Below are 24,992 nucleotides of genomic sequence, written 5' to 3'. Positions count from 1 at the left end.
TCACTGGTCTCTGTATCCCTGCGCTGATCGCCCGAAGGAGTGCAAGCAGCCCTGTGACCATTTATAGGCATACCTCTGTCCAAAAATGGGGAAATCGTGGTGAAGGTAACGTATTGTCCATGAGGGAGCGAAGCCCTTGGCCCGTTCCTCATCGAGCGCGGCGAACAGGGTCTCGCTCAGCTCGACCGAGACGGGCTGCGGGACCGCACCCCGTCCTGGCCGGTCTCCCGCCAGGCCTGAACGCCACCGCTGGACCGACTGGACGCTGACCCGTAACTCCTTCGCGATGTCCGTGCTGCCCGGCCCAGCGGTGAACATTGCGACTGCTTCCATCCGGATCCGCTCGCTGAACGCCAGCCTGTCCGCCGACCCCGACACCCCCATCGGGGATCTCCGCAGCCGCTCCAGCTCCGAGACCCGTCTGCCCTCCGGGACCTTCAGCAGATCCCGCATCGACTGCCGCAGCTTCTCGGGCACCGCCTCATCCAGCGTCCGGTACAACGCAGCGTTCTCCTGCGCGCGGACCTCGGCCACCAGCCGGGTCAGCGTCGTAATCCCCGGCAGCAGCACGCGGTTGTCCACCAGCCACCCCACCGCCCGGTCGAACAACGCCCGCGGCCCCTCCCACGACGCCCACACCCGCGTCGCCAGAAACTCCCGCACCTGCGCCTCCGCCGCCGGGGACTCCCGGTACGCGTAGGCGTCCCGGATCTCCCATGCGTGCTCGTACCGGTTCTGCCGCCGGGCTCCGTACGCGGCGAACTCGCCCGGATCGACACCCAGCTGTTCGGCAGCGAAGCGGACCACCACCTCCGGGACCACGGACAGGTCCTCGGTGGGGAACACCCCGAGCATCCGTACGCAGCCCCACTGCACCGCCCACCCCAGCCGGTTCGCCGGCGCCCGCTTCGACCGCGCCGACTCCAACGCCTTCGCGTCCAGACGGAAGAACTGCTCCAGCTCCCCGGGTGTCGGAGCCGAAGCGAACCGGCCGTAGCGCGAGACCTGGTCATGAGAGAGAAATTCAACTGGCATGACCCGGAACGTAGGGGCCCTGATCAGCGGAAACAGGGCGAGTCATCGAACTGGAATCAAGATCGGCCAGATGTCGCTATTGGCCGTTCCGATCCTCCCCGAGGGCCTAGAAGGTGCCGTTTCGGAGCATGGCGAACAGGACGCTGATGCGTTGGCGGGCGAGGCGGAGGAGGGCCTGGGTGTGGGTCTTGCCGCGGGCTCGTTCTTGTCGTAGTAGGTGCGGGAGGGCTGGGTCGGCGTTCATGCAGGTGTCGGCGTACACGTGAACGTGGCTCTGGCGAGATTTTCGCAGGCGGAGATCATCTTGGTGGCGAGGTCGGTAGTGATTCTCGGCCGCTTGCAAATGCATCATGAAAGTGGGACCTCTTCATCAGAGGAAATCGGGCCAGGGCTATATATGCCGTGTTTCTCTCACAGCTAGCGCCTAGGGTTCTCCTTAGAGATTTTCCCGACTGTCAATGCTCGTGCACGTCACCCATTGGGGATTCCCCTAAACCTGATCTGCTGCAGCGGCGGCGCGCTGCCGCGGGAGCGAAACCAGGGTCACACTGCAGCTTGTTGCCGCCTGGTCGAGCCGATCGCCCGTGTAGCGGCCGACGTTGGTGCGGTGCCTTTCGTTCTCTGTGTGGGTGGGTGGAGCGCAACATGGTCGAGTCCGAGCTCAACGCAACGGGGAATCGGGACTGTTCGGCTTCGGCAGATTCGGCCGATGGCATAGCTGTCATCGGCCTGGCGTGCCGACTGCCGGGGGCCGCCGACCCGGCCGCCTTCTGGCGGCTGCTCAGCGAGGGCGCGGACGCGATCACCGACGTCCCTCCGGACCGGTGGGACGGGGCGGTGGTGGCCGACGCGTCCGCACCCGACAGGACCGGCATCCGCCGGGGCGGCTTCCTCGACAGCATCGGCGACTTCGACGCCGGGTTCTTCGGGCTCTCCCCCAAGGAGGCCGCCGCCATGGACCCGCAGCAGCGGCTCGTGCTGGAGTTGGCCTGGGAAGCACTGGAGGACGCGCACGTGCGCGCCGCAACGCTGCGCTCCACCCGCACCGGAGTGTTCGTCGGCGCCATGTGGGACGACTACGCGACGCTGCACCACCGCTCCGGACTCACGGCCATCTCCCCGCATACCGTCACCGGCCTGCACCGCAGCATCATCGCGAACCGGGTCTCGTACTTCCTTGGCCTGAACGGCCCCAGCCTGACCGTGGACTCCGGCCAGTCCTCTTCTCTGGTCTCGGTCCACCTGGCCTGCGAAAGTCTCCGCAAGGGCGAATCGACGATCGCTCTCGCGGGCGGCGTGAACCTGAACATCGTCCCCGAGAGCGCCCTGGGCGCCGCCAAGTTCGGCGGCCTGTCCCCGGACGGCCGCTGCTTCACCTTTGACGCGCGCGCGAACGGCTACGTTCGCGGCGAGGGCGGCGGCATCGTCGTCCTCAAACCTCTTGCCCGGGCCGTCGCGGACGGCGACCCTGTCTACTGCGTGATCCGCGGCAGTGCGGTCAACAACGACGGTGGCGGCGACGGGTTGACCGTGCCCCTGCAGTCCGGGCAGGAACAGGTGCTCCGGCTCGCCTACGAACGGGCCGGAGTCAACCCCGCCGATGTCGGCTACGTGGAACTGCACGGGACCGGCACCAAGGTCGGCGACCCCATCGAGGCAGCCGCGCTCGGCGCAGTGCTCGGCACGGGACGTGAGCCCGGCCGCCCTCTGCGGGTCGGCTCGGCCAAGACCAACGTGGGCCACCTGGAGGGCGCCGCGGGCATCACCGGCCTGCTGAAGGCGGTCCTGTCGCTCAACCACCGTGAACTGCCCGCCAGCCTCAACTTCGGGACGCCGAACCCGGCGATCCCGCTGGACCGGCTGAACCTGAGGGTGCAGACCGAGCACAGCGAATGGGCCGCCGAGGACGGCCGCCCGCTGCTCGCCGGCGTCAGCTCGTTCGGCATGGGCGGCACCAACTGCCACATCGTGCTGGCGTCGGGCGCGGCTGTGGAGGCGGGTGAGGGTGCGACGGCGGGCGGGGGCGCGGCTCCGACCTTTTGGCCGCTGTCCGCCAAGACCGCATCCGGGCTGCGCGCCCAGGCCGCCGCACTGCTCGCCCACACCGAGGCGCCCCTCGGTCTCGCCCTGCCCGACGTCGGCTGGTCGCTGGCCACCGGCCGCACCGCCTTCGAACACCGGGCCGTCGTCGTGGGCGAGGTTCGTGACGACTTCCTGCGCGCCCTGCGCGAGCTGTCCACCGGCGGCATTGACGCCGCACTGACCACTGGCCGCGCGGGCCCGCGCGGCGAGCTCGCCTTCCTCTTCTCGGGCCAGGGCAGCCAGCGGGCCGGCATGGGCCGCGAACTGGCAGAGTCCGTCCCGGCGTTCGCCTCCGCCCTGGACGAGGTGTGCGCACACCTCGACCCCTTGCTGCCGCGGCCGCTGCGCGAGGTCATGTTCGCACCCGTAGGCACTGGGGAAGCCGCCGAACTCGACCAGACCCTCTACACGCAGACCTCACTGTTCGCCGTCGAGGTGGCCTTGTTCCGGCTGCTGGAGAGCTGGGACATCACCCCCGACGTGCTGATGGGCCACTCCATCGGTGAACTCGCCGCCGCGCACGTGGCCGGCGTCCTCTCGCTCGCCGACGCCTGCGCCCTCGTGGCCGCGCGCGGTCGCCTGATGCAGGCGCTGCCCGCCGGCGGCGCCATGATCGCCGTCCAGGCCGCGGAGGACGAGGTGCGCGCCCGCATCGGCGAGCGCACGGACCGCGTGAGCATCGCCGCGCTGAACGGCCCGGACTCCGTCGTCGTCTCCGGCGACGAGGACCTCGCCACCGAGATCGCCGACGCCTTCGCCGCCCTGGGCCGCAAGACCAGCCGGCTGCGGGTCAGCCACGCCTTCCATTCCCCGCACATGGAACCCATGCTGGCGGAGTTCCGCAACGTGGCCGAGGGCCTGACCTTCCACGCCCCGCGCATCCCGATCGTGTCCAACGTGACGGGCCGACTGTCCGAGGAGCCCTCGGGATACGAAGGGTGCACGGCCGCGTACTGGGTCCGCCACGTGCGCGAGGCGGTCCGCTTCGCCGACGGCGTCGCCCGCCTCGACGAGCAGGGCGTCCGCACGTACCTGGAGCTCGGCCCTGGCGGCGTGCTCGCCTCCATGGCCCGCGCCGGCGCTGACAGCGAGTCCCTGTTCGTCCCCGCCCTGCGCACCCGTCGCCCCGAGGCGCAGGCCCTGCTGGCGGCGGTCGCCTCGCTGCACGTCCACGGCGTGGAGCCGGACTGGGACGCCCTGTTCGGCGGCGGGCGAGGCGCACGCCGCAAGGTCGCGCTCCCCACCTACGCGTTCGAACGGCAGCGGTACTGGCTGGACGGCGACACGACGTCGCCCGTCGCCACCACCGGCTGGGCTCCTGTGGCTCCGCAGCCGGACGCCATCGCCGAGACTGACAGCGCGCCTGTCGGAGCCCTGGGTCGGCGGCTGGCCGGACTGGCCGAGTCCGAGCGCGACGAGGCCGTGCTCGACATGGTCCGCGCACACATCGCCGCCGTTCTCGGCCACGCCGAAGCCCGCCAGGTCGAGACCGAGTGGACGTTCAAGGACCTCGGTTTCGACTCGCTCAGCTCGGTGGAACTGCGCAACCAGCTCAGCGAGGCTACCGGCCTGCGCCTGCCCAGCGGGCTGCTGTTCGACCACCCGACCCCTGCCGCGCTCGCCCGCCATCTCGCCGCCCAGTCCCTGGGCGGCGGGGACGCGGCGGCCGCCGCGCCCGCGACGGTGGCCGACCCCCACGAGCCCATCGCCATCGTGGCCATGAGCTGCCGCCTGCCCGGCGGCGTGAGCTCCCCCGAGGACCTGTGGCGGCTGCTCGCCTCCGGTGGCGACGGCATCTCCGGATTCCCGACGGACCGTGGCTGGGACGTCGAAACACTCTACGACCCGGAGCCCGGCACGCCCGGCAAGTCCTCGACGCGGCACGGCGGCTTCCTGCACGAGGCGGCCGAGTTCGACGCCGGCTTCTTCGGCATCAGCCCCCGCGAGGCCGCCGCGATCGACCCGCAGCAGCGGCTGGTCCTGGAGACCGCGTGGGAGGCCTTCGAGCGCGCCGGCATCGACCCGGCCACGCTGCGCGGGAGCCGGGCGGGCGTGTTCATCGGCGCGACGGCACAGGACTACGGCCCCCGGCTGCACGAGCCGGCCGACGGCGTCGAGGGCTATCTGCTGACCGGCACGACGACCAGCGTCGCCTCGGGGCGCGTGGCCTACTCGTTCGGCCTCGAAGGCCCCGCGGTCACGGTGGACACGGCCTGCTCGTCGTCTCTGGTCGCCCTGCACCTGGCCGTCCAGTCGCTGCGGAGCGGCGAGTGCACCATGGCCCTGGCCGGCGGCGTCACCGTGATGTCCACGCCTGGCATGTTCGTGGAGTTCAGCCGTCAGCGCGGACTGTCGGCGGACGGCCGCTGCAAGGCGTTCGCGGCCGGCGCGGACGGTACGGGCTGGGCCGAAGGCGTCGGCATGCTCCTGGTGGAGCGGCTCAGCGACGCCCGGCGCAACGGCCACCAGGTGCTGGCCGTCGTGCGGGGCAGCGCGGTCAACCAGGACGGCGCGTCGAACGGACTCACGGCGCCCAACGGCCCCTCCCAGCAGCGCGTCGTCCGCCAGGCGCTGGCAGCCGCCGGACTCGCGCCCGCGGACGTCGACGCCGTGGAGGCGCACGGTACGGGCACGCTGCTCGGCGACCCGATCGAGGCGGAAGCCCTCATCGCCGCCTACGGCCAGGGACGGGACGGCGACCGGCCGCTGTGGCTGGGTTCGCTGAAGTCGAACATCGGTCACACGCAGGCCGCGGCGGGCGTCGCCGGCGTGATCAAGATGGTCATGGCGATGCGACACGGTGTGCTGCCGCGGACCCTGCACGTCGACGAGCCGACCCCGCACGTGGACTGGTCGGCAAGCGGCGTACGACTGCTGACCGAGGCGGTGGAGTGGCCCGCGCGCGACCTGCCGCGCCGCGCGGCGGTGTCGTCCTTCGGCATCAGCGGTACCAACGCCCACGTCATCGTCGAGCAGGCCGCGACGAGCGAAGAGCCCGCCCGCGGGACGGCCGTTGCCGGACCGGTCCCGTGGGTGGTGTCGGCGAAGAGTGATGTGGCGCTGCGGGAGCAGGCGGGCCGGTTGTTGTCCTTCCTGGACGCCGAGGGCGTCGGGGGTGCCGGGGTTCGGCCGGAGGACGTGGCGTTGTCGCTGGCGACGTCGCGTGCGGTGCTGGAGCGCCGTGCGGCGGTCGTGGGCGGGGATCTCGCGGAGCTCCGGCAGGGGCTGGAGGCGCTTGCTTCCGGCGCTTCCGGCGCTGCTCCGGTGGGCGGTGCCGTCGGGGGCAGGGTCGGGTTCTTGTTCTCGGGTCAGGGTTCGCAGCGGATCGGCATGGGGCGTGAGCTGTACGCGGCGTACCCCGTCTTCGCTGCGGCGTACGACGAGGTCTGCGCGTTTCTGGACGCGCCCGTCGACGTCGACTCCGAGGAGCTCAACCAGACGGGTACGACGCAGCCCGCGCTCTTCGCCGTCGAGGTCGCCCTGTTCCGGCTTCTCGAATCGTGGGGCATCCGGCCGGACTATGTGGCCGGTCATTCGGTGGGTGAGATTGCGGCTGCTCATGTGGCGGGTGTGTTGTCGCTCGAGGATGCGGCGAAGCTGGTGTCGGCGCGTGCCGCACTGATGCAGGCGCTGCCCGACGGCGGGGCGATGGTCGCGGTCCAGGCGACGGAGGACGAGGTGCTGCGGCACCTGACCGACGGGGTCGGGATTGCGGCGGTCAACGGGCCTCGGTCAGTTGTGGTTTCCGGCGCTGAGGACGCGGTCACCGCAGTCGGTGAGATCTTCGCCGGTCGGGGTCGTAAGACGTCCCGGCTGAAGGTCAGTCACGCCTTCCACTCGCCGTTGATGGATCCGATGCTCGAGGAGTTCGCTGCGGTTGTTCGCGGTCTGACGTTCAGTGAGTCGCGGATCCCGGTGGTCTCGAATCTCACCGGCCGGTTGGCCGAGGTGTACACGCCCGAGTACTGGGTGCGGCACGTCCGCGAGGCGGTGCGCTTCGCCGACGGCATCGAGACCCTCGGCGAGCTGGGCGTGACCACGTTCGTCGAGGTCGGCCCCGGTGGCGTGCTGAGCGCCCTCGCCCAGGGCTGCTTCGACGACGGCACAGACATCGTCACGGTTCCCGTCCTGCGCGCCGACCGCCCCGAGCCGTACGCGCTCGTCACCGCAATCGGGCGGCTGCACACCCACGGCATCTCACCCGACTGGCAGGTGTTGTTCCCTGGCGCCCGGCGTGTCGACCTGCCCACGTACGCCTTCCAGCGCGAGCGCTACTGGCTCGACGCGCCTCGGGCGGCGACCGCCGGCGCCCCGGACGCGATGGACGCCGAGTTCTGGGACTCCGTCGAGAGCGAGGACCGGGCATCTCTCGGTGCGCTCCTGGGACTGGAGCCCACCGAACTGGACGTGGTCGCGTCCAAGCTGTCTGCCTGGCGCCGGAAGCGGCGCGAGCAGTCCACCACCGACGGCTGGCGCTACCGGATCACCTGGCAGCCGCTCGATGACATGGTCCGGGCCGCTCCGTCGGGGACCTGGCTCTACGTGGTCTCCGAGGAGACCGCGTGGACCGAGGCGATCCGCGCCGGGCTCACGGAACTCGGCGTCGCGCTCGTACCGTTCGCCGTGGGCGAGGACACCGACCGTGACGCGCTCGCCCGGGCCTTCGCCGACGCCGGGCAAGAGCAGGCCGACGGCATCCTGTTCGCCGCAGCACAGGGAGAAGCGGGGGCGAACGCCCTCCAGCGGCTCGTCCTGCTCGTCCAGGCCCTCGGCGACGCCGGGATCGAGGCCCCGCTGTGGTGCCTGACCAGCGGCGCAGTGTCGACCGGCACGGCGGATCTGCTGACCGACCCCGTCTCCGCCCAGCTCTGGGGCCTGGGCAGGATCGTCGCCCTGGAACAGCCGCAGCGCTGGGGCGGGCTCGTCGACCTGCCCGCCGAGCTGGACTCCCGCGCGCTGGAACGACTGGCCGGCCTGCTGGCCCAGGCCGACGAGGACCAACTCGCCGTACGCGCCTCCGGAGTGTACGGCCGCCGCCTCGTGCGCGCGCCGCTGAGCGCGGCACCGGCGGACGCACCCTGGTCGCCGCGCGGCACCGTGCTCGTGACCGGTGGTACGGGTGCGCTGGGCGGGCAGGTGGCCCGCTGGCTCGCCGGTGCGGGTGCCGAGCACCTGGTGCTCACCAGCCGCCGGGGCCCCGACGCCCCGGGCGCCGCCGAACTCAAGGCGGAGCTGGAGGAGCTGGGCGCTCAGGTCACCGTCGTCGCGTGCGATGCGGCCGACCGCGACGCGCTCGCCGAGTTGTTCGGCCGGTACATCGTGAACGCCGTGGTGCACACCGCAGGCGTACTCGACGACGGCCTGGTCGAATCGCTCACGCCCGAGCGCCTCAACCACGTGCTGCGCCCCAAGGTGGACGCAGCGCTCCATCTGCATGAGCTCACCCGGGACCGTCAGGACCTCGACGCCTTCGTGCTCTTCTCCTCGATGACCGGTGTCTGGGGCAACGGCGGCCAAGGCGCCTACGGTGCCGCGAACGCCTTCCTCGACGCCCTCGCCGAGCACCGCCGGGCGCAGGGCGTGCCCGCGCTGGCCGTCGCGTGGGGATCCTGGGCGGACGGAGGCATGGCCGACGGCGCCGCCGGTGACCATCTGCGGCGGCGCGGCGTACGGGCGATCGCGGCCCTTCCCGCGATCTCCGTGCTGCACGGTGCGCTGACCCACGGCGAGACCTCCATGACCGTCGCGGACGTGGACTGGGAGCGCTTCGTCCCGGCCTTCGTCGGCACGCGGCCCTGCCCGCTGCTGCTCGGCGTGCCCGAGGCCCGCGAGGCCCTCGAAGCACGCGCCCGGGCCGCGCAGAGCCCCGAAGTACCCGTGTCCGCGCTGGTCCAGCGCCTCCTCGGCGCCACGCCGGGGGAGCAGGGCCGCATCCTGCTGGACCTGGTCCGCGAGCAGGCCGCCACGGTGCTCGGCCACACGGGCAAGGGCGCCTTCGAAGCCGACCGGACGTTCCGCGAGACCGGCTTCGACTCGCTCACCGCCGTCGAACTGCGTCACAGGCTCAACACGGCCACTGGCCTCAGGCTGCCCACCACCCTGGTCTTCGACCACCCGACCCCAACCGCCCTCGCCCGTCACCTGGGCGAGGAACTCCTCGGCCGGCACGGGCTGGAGACGGCCGCCGCGCAGGCGACGGCCGCCGCTGCGGCCGACGAGCCCCTCGCGATCGTCGGCATGAGCTGCCGCCTCCCCGGCGGCGTCCAGTCGCCGGAGGACCTGTGGGAGCTGCTGAGCTCCGGCCGGGACGCGATGTCCGGCTTCCCCACCGACCGCGGCTGGGACATCGACGCGCTCTACGACCCCGACCCCGACCGGCCCGGCAAGACGTACTCGCGCGAGGGCGGCTTCATCCAGGGCGCCGACCGCTTCGACGCCGGTCTCTTCGGGATCTCGCCGCGTGAGGCGCTGGCGATGGACCCGCAGCAACGGCTGCTGCTGGAGACCGCGTGGGAGGCCTTCGAGCGCGCCGGCATCGCCCTCGCGTCCGTCCGCGCCAGCCGCACCGGTGTCTTCATCGGCACCAACGGCCAGGACTACGCCAACGGGCTACGCAACGCGCCCGAGGAGATCGAGGGCTACGCGCTCACCGGCAAGGCGGCCTCGGTCGTCTCCGGACGCATCTCCTACACGTTCGGCCTCGAGGGTCCCGCGGTCACGGTCGACACGGCCTGCTCGTCTTCGCTCGTGGCCCTGCACCTGGCCGCCCAGGCACTGCGGAGCGGCGAGTGCTCGATGGCCCTGGTCGGGGGCGTCACCGTCATGACCACGCCGGACCTGTTCGTGGAGTTCAGCCGGCAGCGCGGGCTGTCGCCGGACGGCCGGTGCAAGGCGTTCGCGGCCGGTGCCGACGGCACGGGCTGGGGCGAGGGCGTGGGCCTGTTGCTGGTGGAACGGTTGTCCGACGCCCGTCGGAACGGGCACCAGGTGCTGGCGTTGGTCCGCGGCAGTGCGGTGAACCAGGACGGTGCGTCCAACGGTCTGACCGCGCCCAACGGCCCCTCGCAGCAGCGGGTGATCCGGCAGGCGCTGGCGTCCGCCGGGCTCACGCCGGCCGACGTGGACGCCGTCGAGGCCCACGGCACGGGCACGCGGCTCGGCGACCCGATCGAGGCGCAGGCGCTCCTCGCCACGTACGGCCAGGAACACTCCGACGACCGGCCGGTGTGGCTGGGCTCGGTCAAGTCCAACATCGGTCACACGCAGGCCGCCGCGGGTGTCGCCGGTGTGATCAAGATGGTGCTGGCGATGCGGCACGGCGTGCTGCCGCAGACGCTCCATGTGGACGAGCCGACCGCGCACGTCGACTGGTCGGCAGGCGCCGTGCGGCTGCTGACCGAGCCGGTGCAATGGCCCGGGACCACCGGGCCCCGCCGGGCCGCGGTGTCCTCCTTCGGTATCGGCGGCACCAACGCGCACACGATCATCGAGGAAGCGCCCGCCGCGGCCGCGGCCGAGCCGGCCCGGGAACACCGCCCGGTGCCCGTGCCGTGGGTGCTGTCAGCAAAGAGTGAAGTGGCGCTGCGGGCCCAGGCGGAGCGTCTGCTGGCCTTCGCGACCGACGATGTGTCGCCCGTCGACGCCGGATTCTCGTCGGCCACGACGCGGTCGGCACTGGAGCATCGGGCCGCAGTCATCGGCAGCGACCCGGCCGAGCTGCGGGCAGGTCTTGAGGCCCTCGCGGCAGGCGAACCGGCGGCGAACGTCGTCGCCGGGCGCGCTCACTCGGCGGACAAGGTCGGGTTCTTGTTCTCGGGTCAGGGTTCGCAGCGGCTGGGGATGGGGCGTGAGCTGTACGCGGCGTACCCGGTGTTCGCTGCGGCGTATGACGAGGTGTGCGCGCTTTTGGACGCCACGGTCGACGTCGATGCGGAAACTCTTCATCAGACGGGTTCGACGCAGCCGGCGTTGTTCGCTGTCGAGGTCGCCCTGTTCCGGCTTCTCGAATCGTGGGGCATCCGGCCGGACTACGTGGCCGGTCACTCGGTCGGTGAGATCGCGGCCGCGCACGTGGCCGGGGTGCTGTCGCTCGAGGACGCGGCGAAGCTGGTGTCGGCGCGTGCCGCGCTGATGAAGGCCCTGCCCGCCGGTGGTGTGATGGTGGCGGTCCAGGCGGCCGAGGACGAGATGCTGCCGCACCTGATTGACAGAGCGGGTATCGCGGCGATCAACGGCCCGCGGTCCGTGGTCATTTCCGGGGCGGAGGACGCGGTCACGGCGATTGCCGAGGTGTTCGCTGCTCAGGGTCGTAAGACGTCTCGGCTGAAGGTCAGTCACGCATTCCATTCGCCGTTGATGGATCCGATGCTGGAGGAGTTCGCGGAGGTCGTTCGCGGTCTGACGTTCAGTGAGCCGTGGATCCCGGTGGTCTCGAACCTCACCGGCCGGCTGACTGAGTCGTACACCCCCGAGTACTGGGTCCGGCACGTCCGTGAGGCGGTGCGCTTCGCCGACGGCGTGCTGACCCTGCACGAGCTCGGTGTGACCACGTTCGTGGAGATCGGACCGGGCGGCGTCCTCAGTGCCCTCGTCCAGGGCTGCCTCGACGACGGCACAGACATCGTCACCATTCCCGCCCTGCGCGCCGACCGCCCCGAACCCCAGGCGCTCACCACCGCGTACGCCCAACTGCACGTCAGCGGCGCCGAAGTGGACTGGCACGCTTTCTTCCCGGGCGCCCGGCGCGTCGAGCTGCCCACGTACGCCTTCCAGCGCGAGCGCTACTGGCTCGACGCCCCCGCCTCCGCCGGTGACATGCGCGCGGTGGGGCAGGGCGAGGCCGGCCACCCGCTCCTCGGCGCCGCCGTGCCGCTGGCCGACAGCGTCGGGCACCTGCTCACCGGCCGGCTCTCGAAGCACACGCACCCGTGGCTGGTGGACCACGCCGTCAGTGGGGTCGCGCTCCTGCCGGGAACCGCGTTCGTCGAGCTGGCGATCACCGCTGCTGACGCCGTGGGCTGCGACCTGCTGGAAGAGCTGACGCTGGAGACACCGCTGCTCGTGCCCGAGCGCGGCGGCGTCGCCTTGCAGGTGCACGTCGGCGCCGACGACGGCTCGGGCCGCAGGCCGCTGACCGTGCACTCGCAGATCGACGACGGGGACGCGTACGCCCACGAGGACGACTCCGAGCGGGCATGGGTCCGGCACGCCTCCGGCGTGCTGACCGTCGCCACAGGAGGGCCCGTGGACGGCTCGCTCACCGCGTGGCCGCCCGTGGGTGCGGAGCCGGTCGACGTCGACGGGTTCTACGACCGCCTCGCCGGCATGGCGCTCGACTACGGCCCCGTCTTCCAGGGGCTGCGCGCCGCGTGGCGGAGCGGGGACGACTTCTTCGCCGAAGTGGAGCTGCCCGGCGCGGAGCGGACGGACGCGGGCGCGTACGGCCTGCATCCCGCCCTGTTCGACGCCGCCCTGCACACCGTCTGGCTGGGCGCGGTCGAGCCCGAGGCCGGGACGGGAAACGGGCTGTTGCCGTTCGCCTGGAGCGGCGTGCGCCTGGCGGCTGCCGGAGCCTCCGACCTGCGGGTGAAGGTATCGCGCGCCGGTACCGGCACCTCTACGGTGTCGCTGGTGCTGGCCGATGGCACCGGTGGGCCGGTCGCGGAGGTCGACTCGTTGACGCTGCGCCCGGTGCCCGCCGACCAGTTGCGCGCCGGTTCCGGCAGCGACGACGCGGTCTTCGGCCTAAAGTGGACGCCGGTCAGCCTGCCGTCCGCGCCGGACGGCATGAGGATCGAGACGTACGAGGATCTCGCCGCTCTTCGGGCCACTGACCCGCCGGCGGACACCGAAGCCGATGCCGCAGCCGCCGCCGATGCCGTGGTCGTGCCCTGCCCGACCGGGACCGGCGCGGACCTGGCCACCCGGGTCCGTGAGGTCACCCATGCCGTGCTGGAGTTGGTGCAGTGGTGGCTGGCCGAGGAACGCCCGGGGCGCCTGGTGCTGGTGACGCGTGGGGGAGACCTCGCCCAGTCGGCGGTCTGCGGACTGGTGCGCTCGGCGCAGACCGAGAACCCCGACCGCATCGTGCTGGTCGAGACCTCCAGCGATGCCCATGCCGGGGCCGGCAGCGGTGTTGATGACGCCGATCTTGCCCGGGTGCTGCCCGGCCTGATCGCGTCGGGTGAGCCGCAGGCCGCGGTGCACGCGGACGACGAGGTCCGGGTGCCCAGGCTGGTTCGAGTCGCCGTGCCGGACGCGGAGCCGGAACTTCCCGGCCTCGGCTCCGGCACCGTCCTGCTGACCGGTGCGTCGGGCGGCCTGGGCGGGTTGTTCGCCCGGCATCTGGTCGCCGAACACGGCGTCCGTAGTCTGCTGCTCGTCAGCCGCCGCGGCGGCGACGCACCCGGCGCGGCCGAGCTCACCGCCGACTTGACCGCGCAGGGCGCCGACGTCACCTGGGCCGCGTGTGATGTGGCCGACCGCGCCGCCGTCCGTGCACTCCTGGCCGGGCCCGGGCAGAGCCTGTCCGCGATCATCCACACCGCCGGCGTACTGGACGACGGAATCATCGGCTCGCTGACCCCCGAGCGGCTGGACGCCGTGTTCCGCCCGAAGGTGGACGCGGCGCTGAACCTGCACGACCTGGCGGGCGAGCTGTCCGGCGACCTGTCCGCGTTCGTGCTGTTCTCCTCGGTGGCGGGCACTCTCGGCACGCCGGGCCAGGCGAACTACGCCGCTGCCAACACCTTCCTCGACGCCCTCGCCGAGCACCGCCGTGCCGCGGGCCAGCGGGCCACGTCGCTGGCCTGGGGCCTGTGGGCGCAGGACAGCGAGAGCGCCATGACCGGCAGCCTCGACCACACCGATCTCACCCGCATCCAGCGCATGGGCCTCGCCGCGATCCCGTCGTCGGACGGCCTGCGGCTGTTCGACGCGGCACTGGCCCTGGATCGGGCCGTCGTCGCCCCGCTGCGGCTGGACCTGGGCGGGCTGCAGGGCACGGTGCCGCCGGTCCTGCGAGGGCTCCGCGGTACCGTACGGGGCACCGCGCGACGTACGGCGCAGACCGCGCCGAAGGGATCGCTGGGTCAGCGGCTGGCCGGGCTGGCGGAGGCCGAGCGCGAGCAGGTGGTGCTGGACCTGGTGCGTACCGAGGTCGCCGCCGTGCTCGGGCACGCCGGAGCACAGTCGGTCGGCGCGGACGACTCGTTCAAGGACATCGGGTTCGACTCGCTGACCGCCGTCGAACTGCGCAACCGGCTCAACTCGGCCGTCGGCATGCGCCTGCCCGCCACCCTGATCTTCGACTACCCGAACCCGCTTACCCTCGCCCACTTCCTCACCGGCGAAGCCGCAGGCGGCGAGGCGGCGACAGCCGTGCCGACGACCCTCTCCACGGCCACCGGAACGGCGGACGAGCCCATCGCGATCGTGGGCATGGCCTGCCGCTACCCCGGTGGCGTGCAGTCACCCGAAGACCTGTGGCAGCTGGTGTTCTCCGGCCGCGACGCCGTGTCGGGCTTCCCCGAGGGCCGCGGCTGGGACGTGGAGCAGCTCTACGACCCGAATCCCGACCAGTGGGGCACCAGCTACACCCGAGAGGGCGGCTTCCTGCACGACGCGGCGGACTTCGACGCCGAGTTCTTCGGGATCTCGCCGCGTGAGGCGCTGGCGATGGACCCGCAGCAGCGGTTGCTGCTGGAGACGTCGTGGGAGGCGTTCGAGCGGGCCGGGATCGACCCGGCGACGGTGCGGGGCAGCAGGACCGGTGTCTTCGCCGGCGTGATGTACCACGACTACGGCGGGCGGGTGCACACCTCGCCCCCAGGGCTGGAGGGCTACCTCGTAAACGGCAGTGCGGGCAGCATCGCCTCCGGCCGGGTCTCGTACACGTTCGGGCTCGAGGGGCCGGCGGTCACCGTCGACACGGCGTGCTCGTCCTCGCTCGTAGCCCTCCACCTCGCTGCGCAGGCGCTGCGGAGCGGCGAGTGCTCGATGGCCCTCGTCGGCGGCGTCACGGTGATGGCAGGCCCGTCCGTGTTCGTGGAGTTCAGCCGTCAGCGCGGCCTGTCGGCGGACGGCCGGTGCAAGGCGTTCGGCGCCGGGGCGGACGGTACGGGCTGGGCCGAGGGCGTGGGCATGCTGTTGGTGGAGCGGTTGTCCGACGCTCGTCGGAACGGGCACAAAGTGCTGGCGGTGGTCCGCGGTACGGCGGTGAACCAGGACGGTGCGTCGAACGGTTTGACGGCTCCGAACGGGCCCTCGCAGCAGCGGGTGATCCGGCAGGCGCTGGCGAACGCGGGCCTGTCTTCGGATGAGGTCGATGCGGTGGAGGCGCACGGTACGGGTACGAGGCTGGGTGATCCGATCGAGGCGCAGGCGCTGATCGCCACGTACGGGCAGGAGCGGTCGGAGGACCGGCCGTTGTGGCTGGGTTCGCTGAAGTCGAACATCGGGCATTCGCAGGCGGCTGCGGGTGTCGGTGGTGTGATCAAGATGGTCATGGCGATGCAGCACGGCGTGCTGCCGCAGACCCTGCATGTGGACGAGCCGACCCCGCACGTGGACTGGTCGGCGGGCGCGGTGCAGCTGCTGACCGAGGCCGTGGAGTGGCCTGCGAGCGACGGGCCGCGCCGGGCCGCGGTGTCCTCCTTCGGTGTGAGCGGCACCAACGCGCACGTCATCGTCGAGCAGGCCGCGACGAGCGAAGTGACCGCCCGTGGGACGGCCGTTGCAGGACCGGTCCCGTGGGTGCTGTCGGCGAAGAGCGATGCGGCGCTGCGGGAGCAGGCGGGCCGGTTGTTGTCCTTCCTGGACGCTGAGGGCGTCGGGGGTGCCGGGGTTCGGCCGGAGGACGTGGCGTACTCGCTGGCGACGTCGCGTGCGGTGCTGGAGTGCCGTGCGGCGGTCGTGGGGGAGGAGCTTGGGGAGTTCCGCCAGGGGCTGGAGGGGATTGTTTCCGGCGCTGCTCCGGTGGGCGGTGCCGTCGGGGGCAGGGTCGGGTTCTTGTTCTCGGGTCAGGGTTCGCAGCGGATCGGCATGGGGCGTGAGCTGTACGCGGCGTACCCCGTCTTCGCTGCGGCGTACGACGAGGTGTGCGCGCTTTTGGACGCCACGGTCGACGTTGATGCGGAAACTCTTCATCAGACGGGTTCGACGCAGCCGGCGTTGTTCGCTGTCGAGGTCGCCCTGTTCCGGCTTCTCGAATCGTGGGGCATCCGGCCGGACTACGTGGCCGGTCACTCGGTCGGTGAGATCGCGGCCGCGCACGTGGCCGGGGTGCTGTCGCTCGAGGACGCGGCGAAGCTGGTGTCGGCGCGTGCCGCGCTGATGCAGGCCCTGCCCGCGGGTGGTGCGATGGTCGCGATCCAGGCCACCGAGGCGGAAGTGCTGCCGCACCTCACCCACGGCGTCGGCCTCGCGGCGATCAACGGGCCTCGGTCCGTCGTGCTTTCTGGCTCCGAGGATGCCGTTCTCGACATCGCCGAGGTCTTCGCGCAGCAGGGCCGCAAGACGTCCCGGTTGAAGGTCAGTCACGCCTTCCACTCGCCGCTGATGGACCCGATGCTGGAGGAGTTCGCCGAGGTCGTCCGCGGTCTGACGTTCAGTGAGCCGCGGATCCCGGTGGTCTCGAATCTCACCGGCCGGTTGGCCGAGGTGTACATCCCCGAGTACTGGGTCCGGCACGTCCGCGAGGCGGTCCGCTTCGCCGACGGCCTGCACACCCTGCACGAGCTGGGCGTGACCATGTTCGTCGAGATCGGCCCGGGTGGTGTCCTCAGCGCCCTCGTACAGGGCTGCCTCGACGACGGCACACACATCGTCACCGTTCCCGCCCTGCGCGCCGACCGCCCCGAGCCGTACGCCCTCGTCACCGCCGTGGGGCAACTGCACACCCACGGCATCTCGCCCGAATGGCAGGCGCTCTTCCCGGGCGCCCGCCGCGTCGACCTGCCCACGTACGCCTTCCAGCGCGAGCGCTACTGGCTCGATGCGCCTCAGGCGTCCGGTGACGTCCGGGCCGCCGGTCTGGGGGCTGCGGACCATCCGCTGCTCGGTGCCGCGATTGCGACGGCCGACAGCGACGGGGCCGTGCTCACTGGGCTGCTCTCCCTCGGAACCCACCCTTGGCTTGCCGACCACGCCGTGAACGGGATTGTTCTGCTGCCCGGCACCGCGTTCGTCGAGCTGGCGATCCGGGCGGGCGACGAGACGGGATGCGGATGGATCGAAGACCTCACCCTTGAGCTTCCCCTGGTCGTGCCCGAGCGCGGTGGCGTCACCCTTCAGGTGGCTGTCGGCCCGGAGGACGAGTCAGGCCGGCGGCAGCTGAGCGTGCACTCGCGCGTCGACGACCGTTCGTGGCTGCGGCACGCGACGGGTGTGCTGTCCTCGGCAGAGGCACCGTCCGCCGCGAAGCTCGGCGCGTGGCCACCGGCGGGTGCGGAGGCCGTCGACCTGACGGCGTTCTACGAAGGCATGGCTGCTGCGGGCCTGGACTACGGTCCGGTCTTCCAGGGCCTGCGCTCGGTGTGGCGCGACGGGGACGACGTCTTCGCCGAGGTCGAGCTGCCGGACGAGTCGGCTGCCGAGGCGGCGGCGTTCGCCCTGCACCCGGCGCTGCTGGACGCCGCCCTGCACGCACTGGCCGCCGGTGGGCTGGTGTCGCTGGACGACAGCCCGGCCCTGCCGTTCGCGTGGTCCGGCGTCGTCGTGCAGGCGGCCGGTGCGGCGATGGTGCGGGTGAAGCTGTCGCGGACGGCCACCGGTTCGGTGACGCTGGCCGTGGCCGATGGCGCCGGTGACCCGGTGGCCTCGGTCGAGTCGCTGTCGTTGCGGGCCGCTTCGGCGGAGCAATTGCCCGGTGCTGTTGGCGGCGATCAGCTGTTCGGGCTGGAGTGGACGCGGTTCACTCTGCCCTCCGCCACCGACGCGCTGATGATCGAGACCGTCGCGGACTTCGACGCACTGCGGGAGTCGGAAGGGACACCGGACGTCGTGGTCGTTCCGTGCCCGGCGGGTTCCGGTAGGGAGACCGCCGACCGCGTGCACAGCACCACGAGTGAGGTTCTGGCGCTGGTGCAGTGGTGGTTGGCGGAGGAGCGTGCGGGGCGTCTGGCGTTGGTGACGCGTCCGGGCGATCTGGCTCATGCTGCGGTGTGGGGGCTCGTGCGGTCTGCTCAGTCGGAGAACCCGGACCGGATCGTGCTGGTGGAGGCCGAGGAGACCGATGAGGCGGTCCGTGTGCTGCCTGCCGCGCTCGCTTCCGGTGAGCCGCAGTTCGCGGTCCGCGACGGGGAGGTGTTCGTACCGCGCCTGGTGAAGGCCACCCGGAGCGCCACGGGGACCGCCACCGGCACGCCGGACTTCGGCGTCGGCCCCGTCCTGCTGACCGGTGCGTCCGGTGCGCTGGGCGGGCTCGTCGCCCGGCACCTGGTCGCCGAGCACGGCGTACGCAGCCTGCTGCTGCTCAGCCGGCGCGGCGCGGAGGCCCCTGGCGCGGTCGAGCTGGAGGCCGAACTGGCCGCGTGGGGCGCCGAGGTGCGCTGGGCGGCTTGCGACGCGGCCGACCGGGACGCTCTCGCCGAGGTGCTGGCCGGCACGCCGGTGACGGCCGTGGTGCACGCGGCCGGCGTCCTCGACGACGGCGTGATCGCCGCGCTCACCCCGGAGCGCATGGAGAAGGTGCTGCGCCCGAAGACGGACGCCGTGCTCAACCTCCATGAACTGACGAGCGACCTGTCGGCGTTCGTCGTCTTCTCCTCGGTGTCCGGAATCCTGGGCAGCGCGGGACAGGGCAATTACGCGGCGGCGAACGCCTTCCTCGACGCCTTCGCCGAAGCCCGGCGCGCCCGGGGGCTCCCCGCCACGTCGCTGGCGTGGGGCCTGTGGGAGCAGGGCAGCGGCATGGCCGACCGGCTCGACCAGGCGGACCTCGCCCGGCTCAAGCGGGTGGGCCTGGCCCCGATAGCCGTCGACGAAGGACTGCGGCTGTTCGACGCGGCACTGGCCCTGGATCGGGCCGTCGTCGCCCCGCTGCGGCTGGACCTGGGCGGGCTGCAGGGCACGGTGCCGCCGGTCCTGCGAGGGCTGCGCGGTACCGTACGGGGCACCGCGCGACGCATGGCGCAGACCGCGCCGAAGGGATCGCTGGGTCAGCGGCTGGCCGGGCTGCCGCAGGCCGAGCGCGAGCAGGTGGTGCTGGACCTGGTGCGCGCCGAGGTCGCCGCCGTACTCGGCCACGCCTCGGCCCAGGCCGTCCAGCCGGAACACGCGTTCCAGGACGCCGGTTTCGACTCGCTCACCTCGGTGGAACTCCGCAACCGGCTGAACGCGGCGACCGGGCTGCGGCTCCCCGTGACCATGGTCTTCGACCATCCCACGCCTGTCGCGCTCTCCCGCTTCCTGCTGGCCGAGACGCTGGGCGTCCAGGAGCAGGCCGAGGCCGCGATCGCCGCGGTGACCGGGACGGACGAGGCGATCGCGATCGTGGGCATGGCCTGCCGGTTCCCCGGTGACGTGCGGTCACCCGAAGACCTGTGGCGCCTCGTCGCATCCGGCGGCGACGCGATCTCGGGCTTCCCCGAGGACCGCGGCTGGGACGTCGAGAACCTCTACGACCCGGACCCCGACCGCTCCGGCAAGTCCTACGTGCGCCACGGCGGCTTCCTCCACGAGGCTGCCGAGTTCGACCCGGCCTTCTTCGGGATCTCGCCGCGTGAGGCGTTGGCGATGGACCCGCAGCAGCGGTTGCTGTTGGAGACGTCGTGGGAGGCGTTCGAGCGGGCCGGGATCGACCCGGCGACGGTGCGGGGCAGCAGGACCGGTGTCTTCGCCGGCGTGATGTACCACGACTACGGCGGGCGCGTGAAAACGGCTCCGGAGGGCATGGACGCCTACCTGGGCAGTGGCAGCGCGGGCAGCATCGCCTCCGGCCGGGTCTCGTACACGTTCGGGCTCGAGGGCCCGGCGGTCACGGTCGACACGGCGTGCTCGTCGTCGCTGGTGGCGCTGCACCTGGCGACCCAGGCGCTGCGCAGTGGCGAGTGCTCGATGGCGCTGGTCGGCGGTGTCACCGTCATGGCGACTCCCTCGACGTTCGTGGAGTTCAGCCGTCAGCGCGGCTTGTCGGCGGACGGCCGGTGCAAGGCGTTCGCGGCCGGCGCGGATGGTACGGGTTGGGCCGAGGGCGCGGGCATGCTGCTGGTGGAGCGGCTGTCCGACGCCCGGCGCAACGGGCACACGGTGCTGGCGGTGGTCCGCGGCACGGCGGTGAACCAGGACGGCGCGTCGAACGGTCTGACGGCCCCGAACGGGCCCTCGCAGCAGCGGGTGATCCGGCAGGCGCTGGCCAACGCCGGTGTGTCCTCGGAGCAGGTCGACGCGGTGGAGGCGCACGGTACGGGGACGAAGCTGGGTGACCCGATCGAGGCGCAGGCGCTGATCGCTACATATGGTCAGGAGCGGCCTGGGGACCGGCCGTTGTGGCTGGGCTCCCTGAAGTCGAACATCGGCCACGCCCAGGCCGCGGCCGGTGTCGGTGGTGTGATCAAGATGGTCATGGCGATGCGGCACGGTGCGCTGCCGCGGACCCTGCACGTCGACGAGCCGACGCCGCACGTGGACTGGTCGGCCGGTGATGTCCGGCTGCTGACCGAGGCCATGGAGTGGCCGGAGACCGATCACCCGCGCCGGGCCGCCGTGTCATCCTTCGGCATCAGCGGCACCAACGCCCACGTGATCGTCGAACAGGCTCCCGACACCGCGGAGCTGCCGCCCGTGCCCGACTCCGGCAAGGCCGTGCCGTGGGTGCTGTCGGGCAGGACGGAGGCGGCGCTGCGGGCACAGGCGGAGCGCCTGCTGTCCCTGGTCCCGGAGATGGACCTGCCGCCGGCCGACATCGGCTTCTCGCTCGCCACCACACGCTCGGCCATGGAGCATCGGGCCGCCGTGGTGGGGGAGAGCCGGGACGAACTCCTGGAAGGGCTCCGCGCGCTGGCCGCGGGGTCCCCGTCCACGCGGGTCGTCCTGGGTGAACCGGGCGCCGGCGGCAAGTCAGGGTTCTTGTTCTCGGGTCAGGGCTCGCAGAGGATCGGCATGGGGCGCGAACTCTACGATGCTTTCCCGGTGTTCGCTGCGGCGTACGACGAGGTGTGCGCGCTTGTGGACGCGCCCGTCGACGTCGACTCCGAGGAGCTCAACCAGACGGGTACGACGCAGCCCGCGCTCTTCGCCGTCGAGGTCGCCCTGTTCCGGCTTCTCGAATCGTGGGGCATCCGGCCGGACTACGTGGCCGGTCACTCGGTCGGTGAGATCGCGGCCGCGCACGTGGCGGGGGTGCTGTCGCTCGAGGACGCGGCGAAGCTGGTGTCGGCGCGTGCCGCACTGATGCAGGCCCTGCCCGCCGACGGGGCGATGGTCGCCGTCCAGGCGACCGAGGACGAGGTGCTGCCACATCTCACCGACGGCGTCGGTATCGCGGCGGTCAACGGCCCGCAGTCCGTCGTGGTCTCCGGTGCCGAGGACGTGGTCGTCGCCATCGGCGAGGCCTTCCGGGAGCGGGGCCGTAAGACGTCCCGGTTGAAGGTCAGTCACGCCTTCCACTCGCCGCTGATGGATCCGATGCTGGAGGAGTTCGCCGAGGCCGTCAGCGGTCTGTCCTTCAACGAGCCGCGGCTTCCCGTCGTGTCGAACCTCACCGGCCGGCTGGCCGAGCCGTACACCCCCGAGTACTGGGTCCGGCACGTCCGCGAGGCGGTCCGCTTCGCCGACGGCCTGCACACCCTGCACGAGCTGGGCGTGACCACGTTCGTCGAGATCGGCCCCGGCGGCGTCCTCAGCGCCCTCGCCCAGGGCTGCCTCGACGGCGACATCGTCACCGTCCCCGCCGTACGGACCGACCGCCCCGAGCCGCAGGCCGTCGTCACCGCGCTCGCCGAGCTGCACGCCCATGGCGTCTCCCCCGACTGGCGGGCGCTCTTTCCGGGCGCCCGGCGCGTCGACCTGCCGACCTACCCCTTCCAGTACGAGCGCCTCTGGCTGGAAGCGCCCGAGGAGTACACCGGCACAGCGGCTGCCACCGGGCTCGGACTGGGGGCGGCGGAGCACCCGTTGGCCGGTGCGGCGGTCGCGCTCCCCGGCGCCGGCGGGTTCCTGGTCACAGGGCGGCTCTCACTCAGGACGCATCCCTGGCTCGCCGACCACACGGTCATGGACAGCGTGCTGCTGCCGGGTACCGCGCTCGTGGAACTGGCGGTGCGCGCGGGCGAGGAGGCCGGTTGTGCACAGGTCGAGGACCTGACGCTGGAAGCACCGCTGATCGTCCCGGAGCGCGGTGGTGTGGCCGTGCAGGTGTGGGTCGAGGCCGAGGAGGAGCCGGGCAGGTGCGCGCTGAGCGTGCACTCGCGACGTGAGGACGCCCCGGACGACGCGCCGTGGGTGCGGCACGCGGTCGGCCGCCTGACGGACGCGCTGCCCGAGCCGCCGCACGGCGCGGACCTCGGCGCGTGGCCGCCGGCGGGTGCGGAGGCCGTCGACCTGACCGGGTTCTACGAGGGCCTGGACGGACTCGGCCTGGGCTACGGCCCGGTCTTCCGCGGCCTGCGGTCGGTGTGGCGCAGCGGGGACGACGTCCTCGCGGAGGTCGCCCTCCCCGAGGGCACGGAGGCGGGCGCGTTCGCCGTGCATCCGGCGCTGCTGGACGCGGCGCTCCACGCAGTCGGCGCGGGCGGGCTCGTCCCCGTCCTCGACGGGCCGCTGCTGCCCTTCGCCTGGTCCGAAGTGGGTGTGCGGGCCGCGGGGGCGACGGCGCTGCGGGTCAAGCTCTCTCGCACGGGTACGGACGCGGTGTCGCTGACCGTGGCCGACGCCTCGGGTGGTCTGGTGGCCACGGTCGGCTCACTGTCGCTGCGGCCGGTGTCGCGCGAGCAACTGCTCGCGGCGGGCGGCTCCGGCAGGCGTGCCGACGACTCGCTGTTCGGCCTCGCATGGCAGCCCGCGGTCCTCACGGAGACTGACGCCGCCGCCGGCCTCGACGTACGGAGCTACGCGGACCTGGCCGCGCTGTCGACCGAGCCGGCCCTTCCCGATGTCGCGGTGGTCACTGTCGTTCCGTGCCCGGCGGGTTCCGGTAGGGAGACCGCCGACCGCGTGCACAGCACCACGAGTGAGGTTCTGGCGCTGGTGCAGTGGTGGTTGGCGGAGGAGCGTGCGGGGCGTCTGGCGTTGGTGACGCGTCCGGGCGATCTGGCTCATGCTGCGGTGTGGGGGCTCGTGCGGTCTGCTCAGTCGGAGAACCCGGACCGGATCGTGCTGGTGGAGGCCGAGGAGACCGATGAGGCGGTCCGTGTGCTGCCTGCCGCGCTCGCTTCCGGTGAGCCGCAGTTCGCGGTCCGCGACGGGGAGGTGTTCGTACCGCGCCTGGTGAAGGCCACCCGGAGCGCCACGGGGACCGCCACCGGCACGCCGGACTTCGGCGTCGGCCCCGTCCTGCTGACCGGTGCGTCCGGTGCGCTGGGCGGGCTCGTCGCCCGGCACCTGGTCGCCGAGCACGGCGTACGCAGCCTGCTGCTGCTCAGCCGGCGCGGCGCGGAGGCCCCTGGCGCGGTCGAGCTGGAGGCCGAACTGGCCGCGTGGGGCGCCGAGGTGCGCTGGGCGGCCTGCGACGTCGCGGACAGGGAGGCCGTCTCCGGAATGCTGAACGGGCTCGGGGAGCAATCGCTGTCGGCCGTCGTGCACACCGCGGGTGTTCTCGGCGACGGGATCGTCGCCTCGCTCACACCGGAGAGGATGAGGGAGGTCTTCCGCCCCAAGGTGGACGCCGTGCTGAACCTGCACGAGTGCACCCGGGACATGGGCCTGGCCGCCTTTGTGGTGTTCTCGTCCGTCGCCGGCATGGTCGGCAGCGCCGGTCAGGCGAGCTACGCCGCGGCGAATTCCTTCCTTGACGCCTTCTCGGCGCACCGGCGCCGTGAGGGGCTGCCCGCGATATCGCTGGCATGGGGTGTGTGGGAACAGTCCGGTGCGATGACGGACGGCCTCGTCGAGGCCGACCGGGCGCGGATGGCGCGCAGCGGCGTGCTGCCGCTGCCGCCCGAGGAGGGGCTGCGGCTGTTCGACGCGGCACTGGCTTCGGACGAGGCGGTACTCGCCCCGGTCCGCATCGACACCGGCGCGCTGCGTGCCGGTGAGGCACCGCCGGTGCTGCGCGCCCTCGTGCCGGCCGCGGCCGCCCGGAGGACCGCGCGGGCCGCCGCCGCTCCCTCCGCGTCCTCGCTGGCCGAGCGCCTGGAGGAGATGCCTGAGGCCGAGCGGGAGAAGACCGTGCTGGACCTGGTCCGGGCCGAGGTGGCCGCGGGCCTGGGGCACGCGTCGGATCGTACGGTCCGGCCGGAACACGCCTTCCAGGACCTGGGCTTCGACTCCCTTACGGCCGTCGAACTGCGCAACCGGCTGAACAAGGCCACCGGGCTGCGGCTCCCCGCGACGCTGGTCTTCGACCATCCGACACCCGCTCTCCTGGCCCGTCATGTGTTCATGGCGGCGGCGGGGGCGGCCGAACCGGCCCTAGTGGATTCCCTACTTGCCGATCTGGACAGGGTCGAACAAGAATTGGTCACGACGTTGGCAGCGAGTGAAGCTCGCGACCGGATCCTGTCAAAGCTCCAGGGTTTGTTGGCGATTGCCGGTGAATTCGGCAAGGCGCCGGCCCAGGAAGGCCCTGGTACGGGCGGCAGCGATCTGGAATCGGCCACGGACGACGAAGTATTCGATCTGCTCGGCAAGGAATTCGGGATTTCCTGACCGCTCCGGCGCGTCCCGGTGACCTCTTGCCGAATTCCCATAAGTCTTCACAGGGGTGAGGGACGATTTCG

At 72.1% G+C, this 24,992-nt stretch carries 2 protein-coding genes; one reads left to right on the top strand and one right to left on the bottom strand.

The genetic code is table 11. The features are described 5' to 3' along the window. Entirely contained in the window at window positions 1-1,035 is a 1,035-nt protein-coding gene (locus GTY58_RS02300) for a DUF4158 domain-containing protein (protein WP_010981857.1), read from the bottom strand. Window positions 1,036-1,680: 645 nt separating this feature from the next. Between GTY58_RS02300 and GTY58_RS02295 the strand changes: the two genes are divergently transcribed. Further along, window positions 1,681-24,921, top strand: a complete 23,241-nt coding sequence (locus tag GTY58_RS02295) for a type I polyketide synthase (RefSeq protein ID WP_010981856.1) — start codon at window positions 1,681-1,683, stop codon at window positions 24,919-24,921. Window positions 24,922-24,992: the final 71 nt, after the last annotated feature.

Source organism: Streptomyces sp. SID5469, from assembly GCF_009862865.1.
Lineage (GTDB): Bacteria > Actinomycetota > Actinomycetes > Streptomycetales > Streptomycetaceae > Streptomyces > Streptomyces avermitilis.
Note: the sequence above shows the minus strand (reverse complement) of the source record. Positions and strands in the feature narration are given on the sequence as shown.

Excerpts from the sequence above, each read along its gene's own strand:
- GTY58_RS02300 (WP_010981857.1), bottom strand. The coding sequence starts at position 1,035 with ATGCCAGTTGAATTTCTCTCTCATGACCAGGTCTCGCGCTACGGCCGG.
- GTY58_RS02295 (WP_010981856.1), top strand. The coding sequence starts at position 1,681 with ATGGTCGAGTCCGAGCTCAACGCAACGGGGAATCGGGACTGTTCGGCT.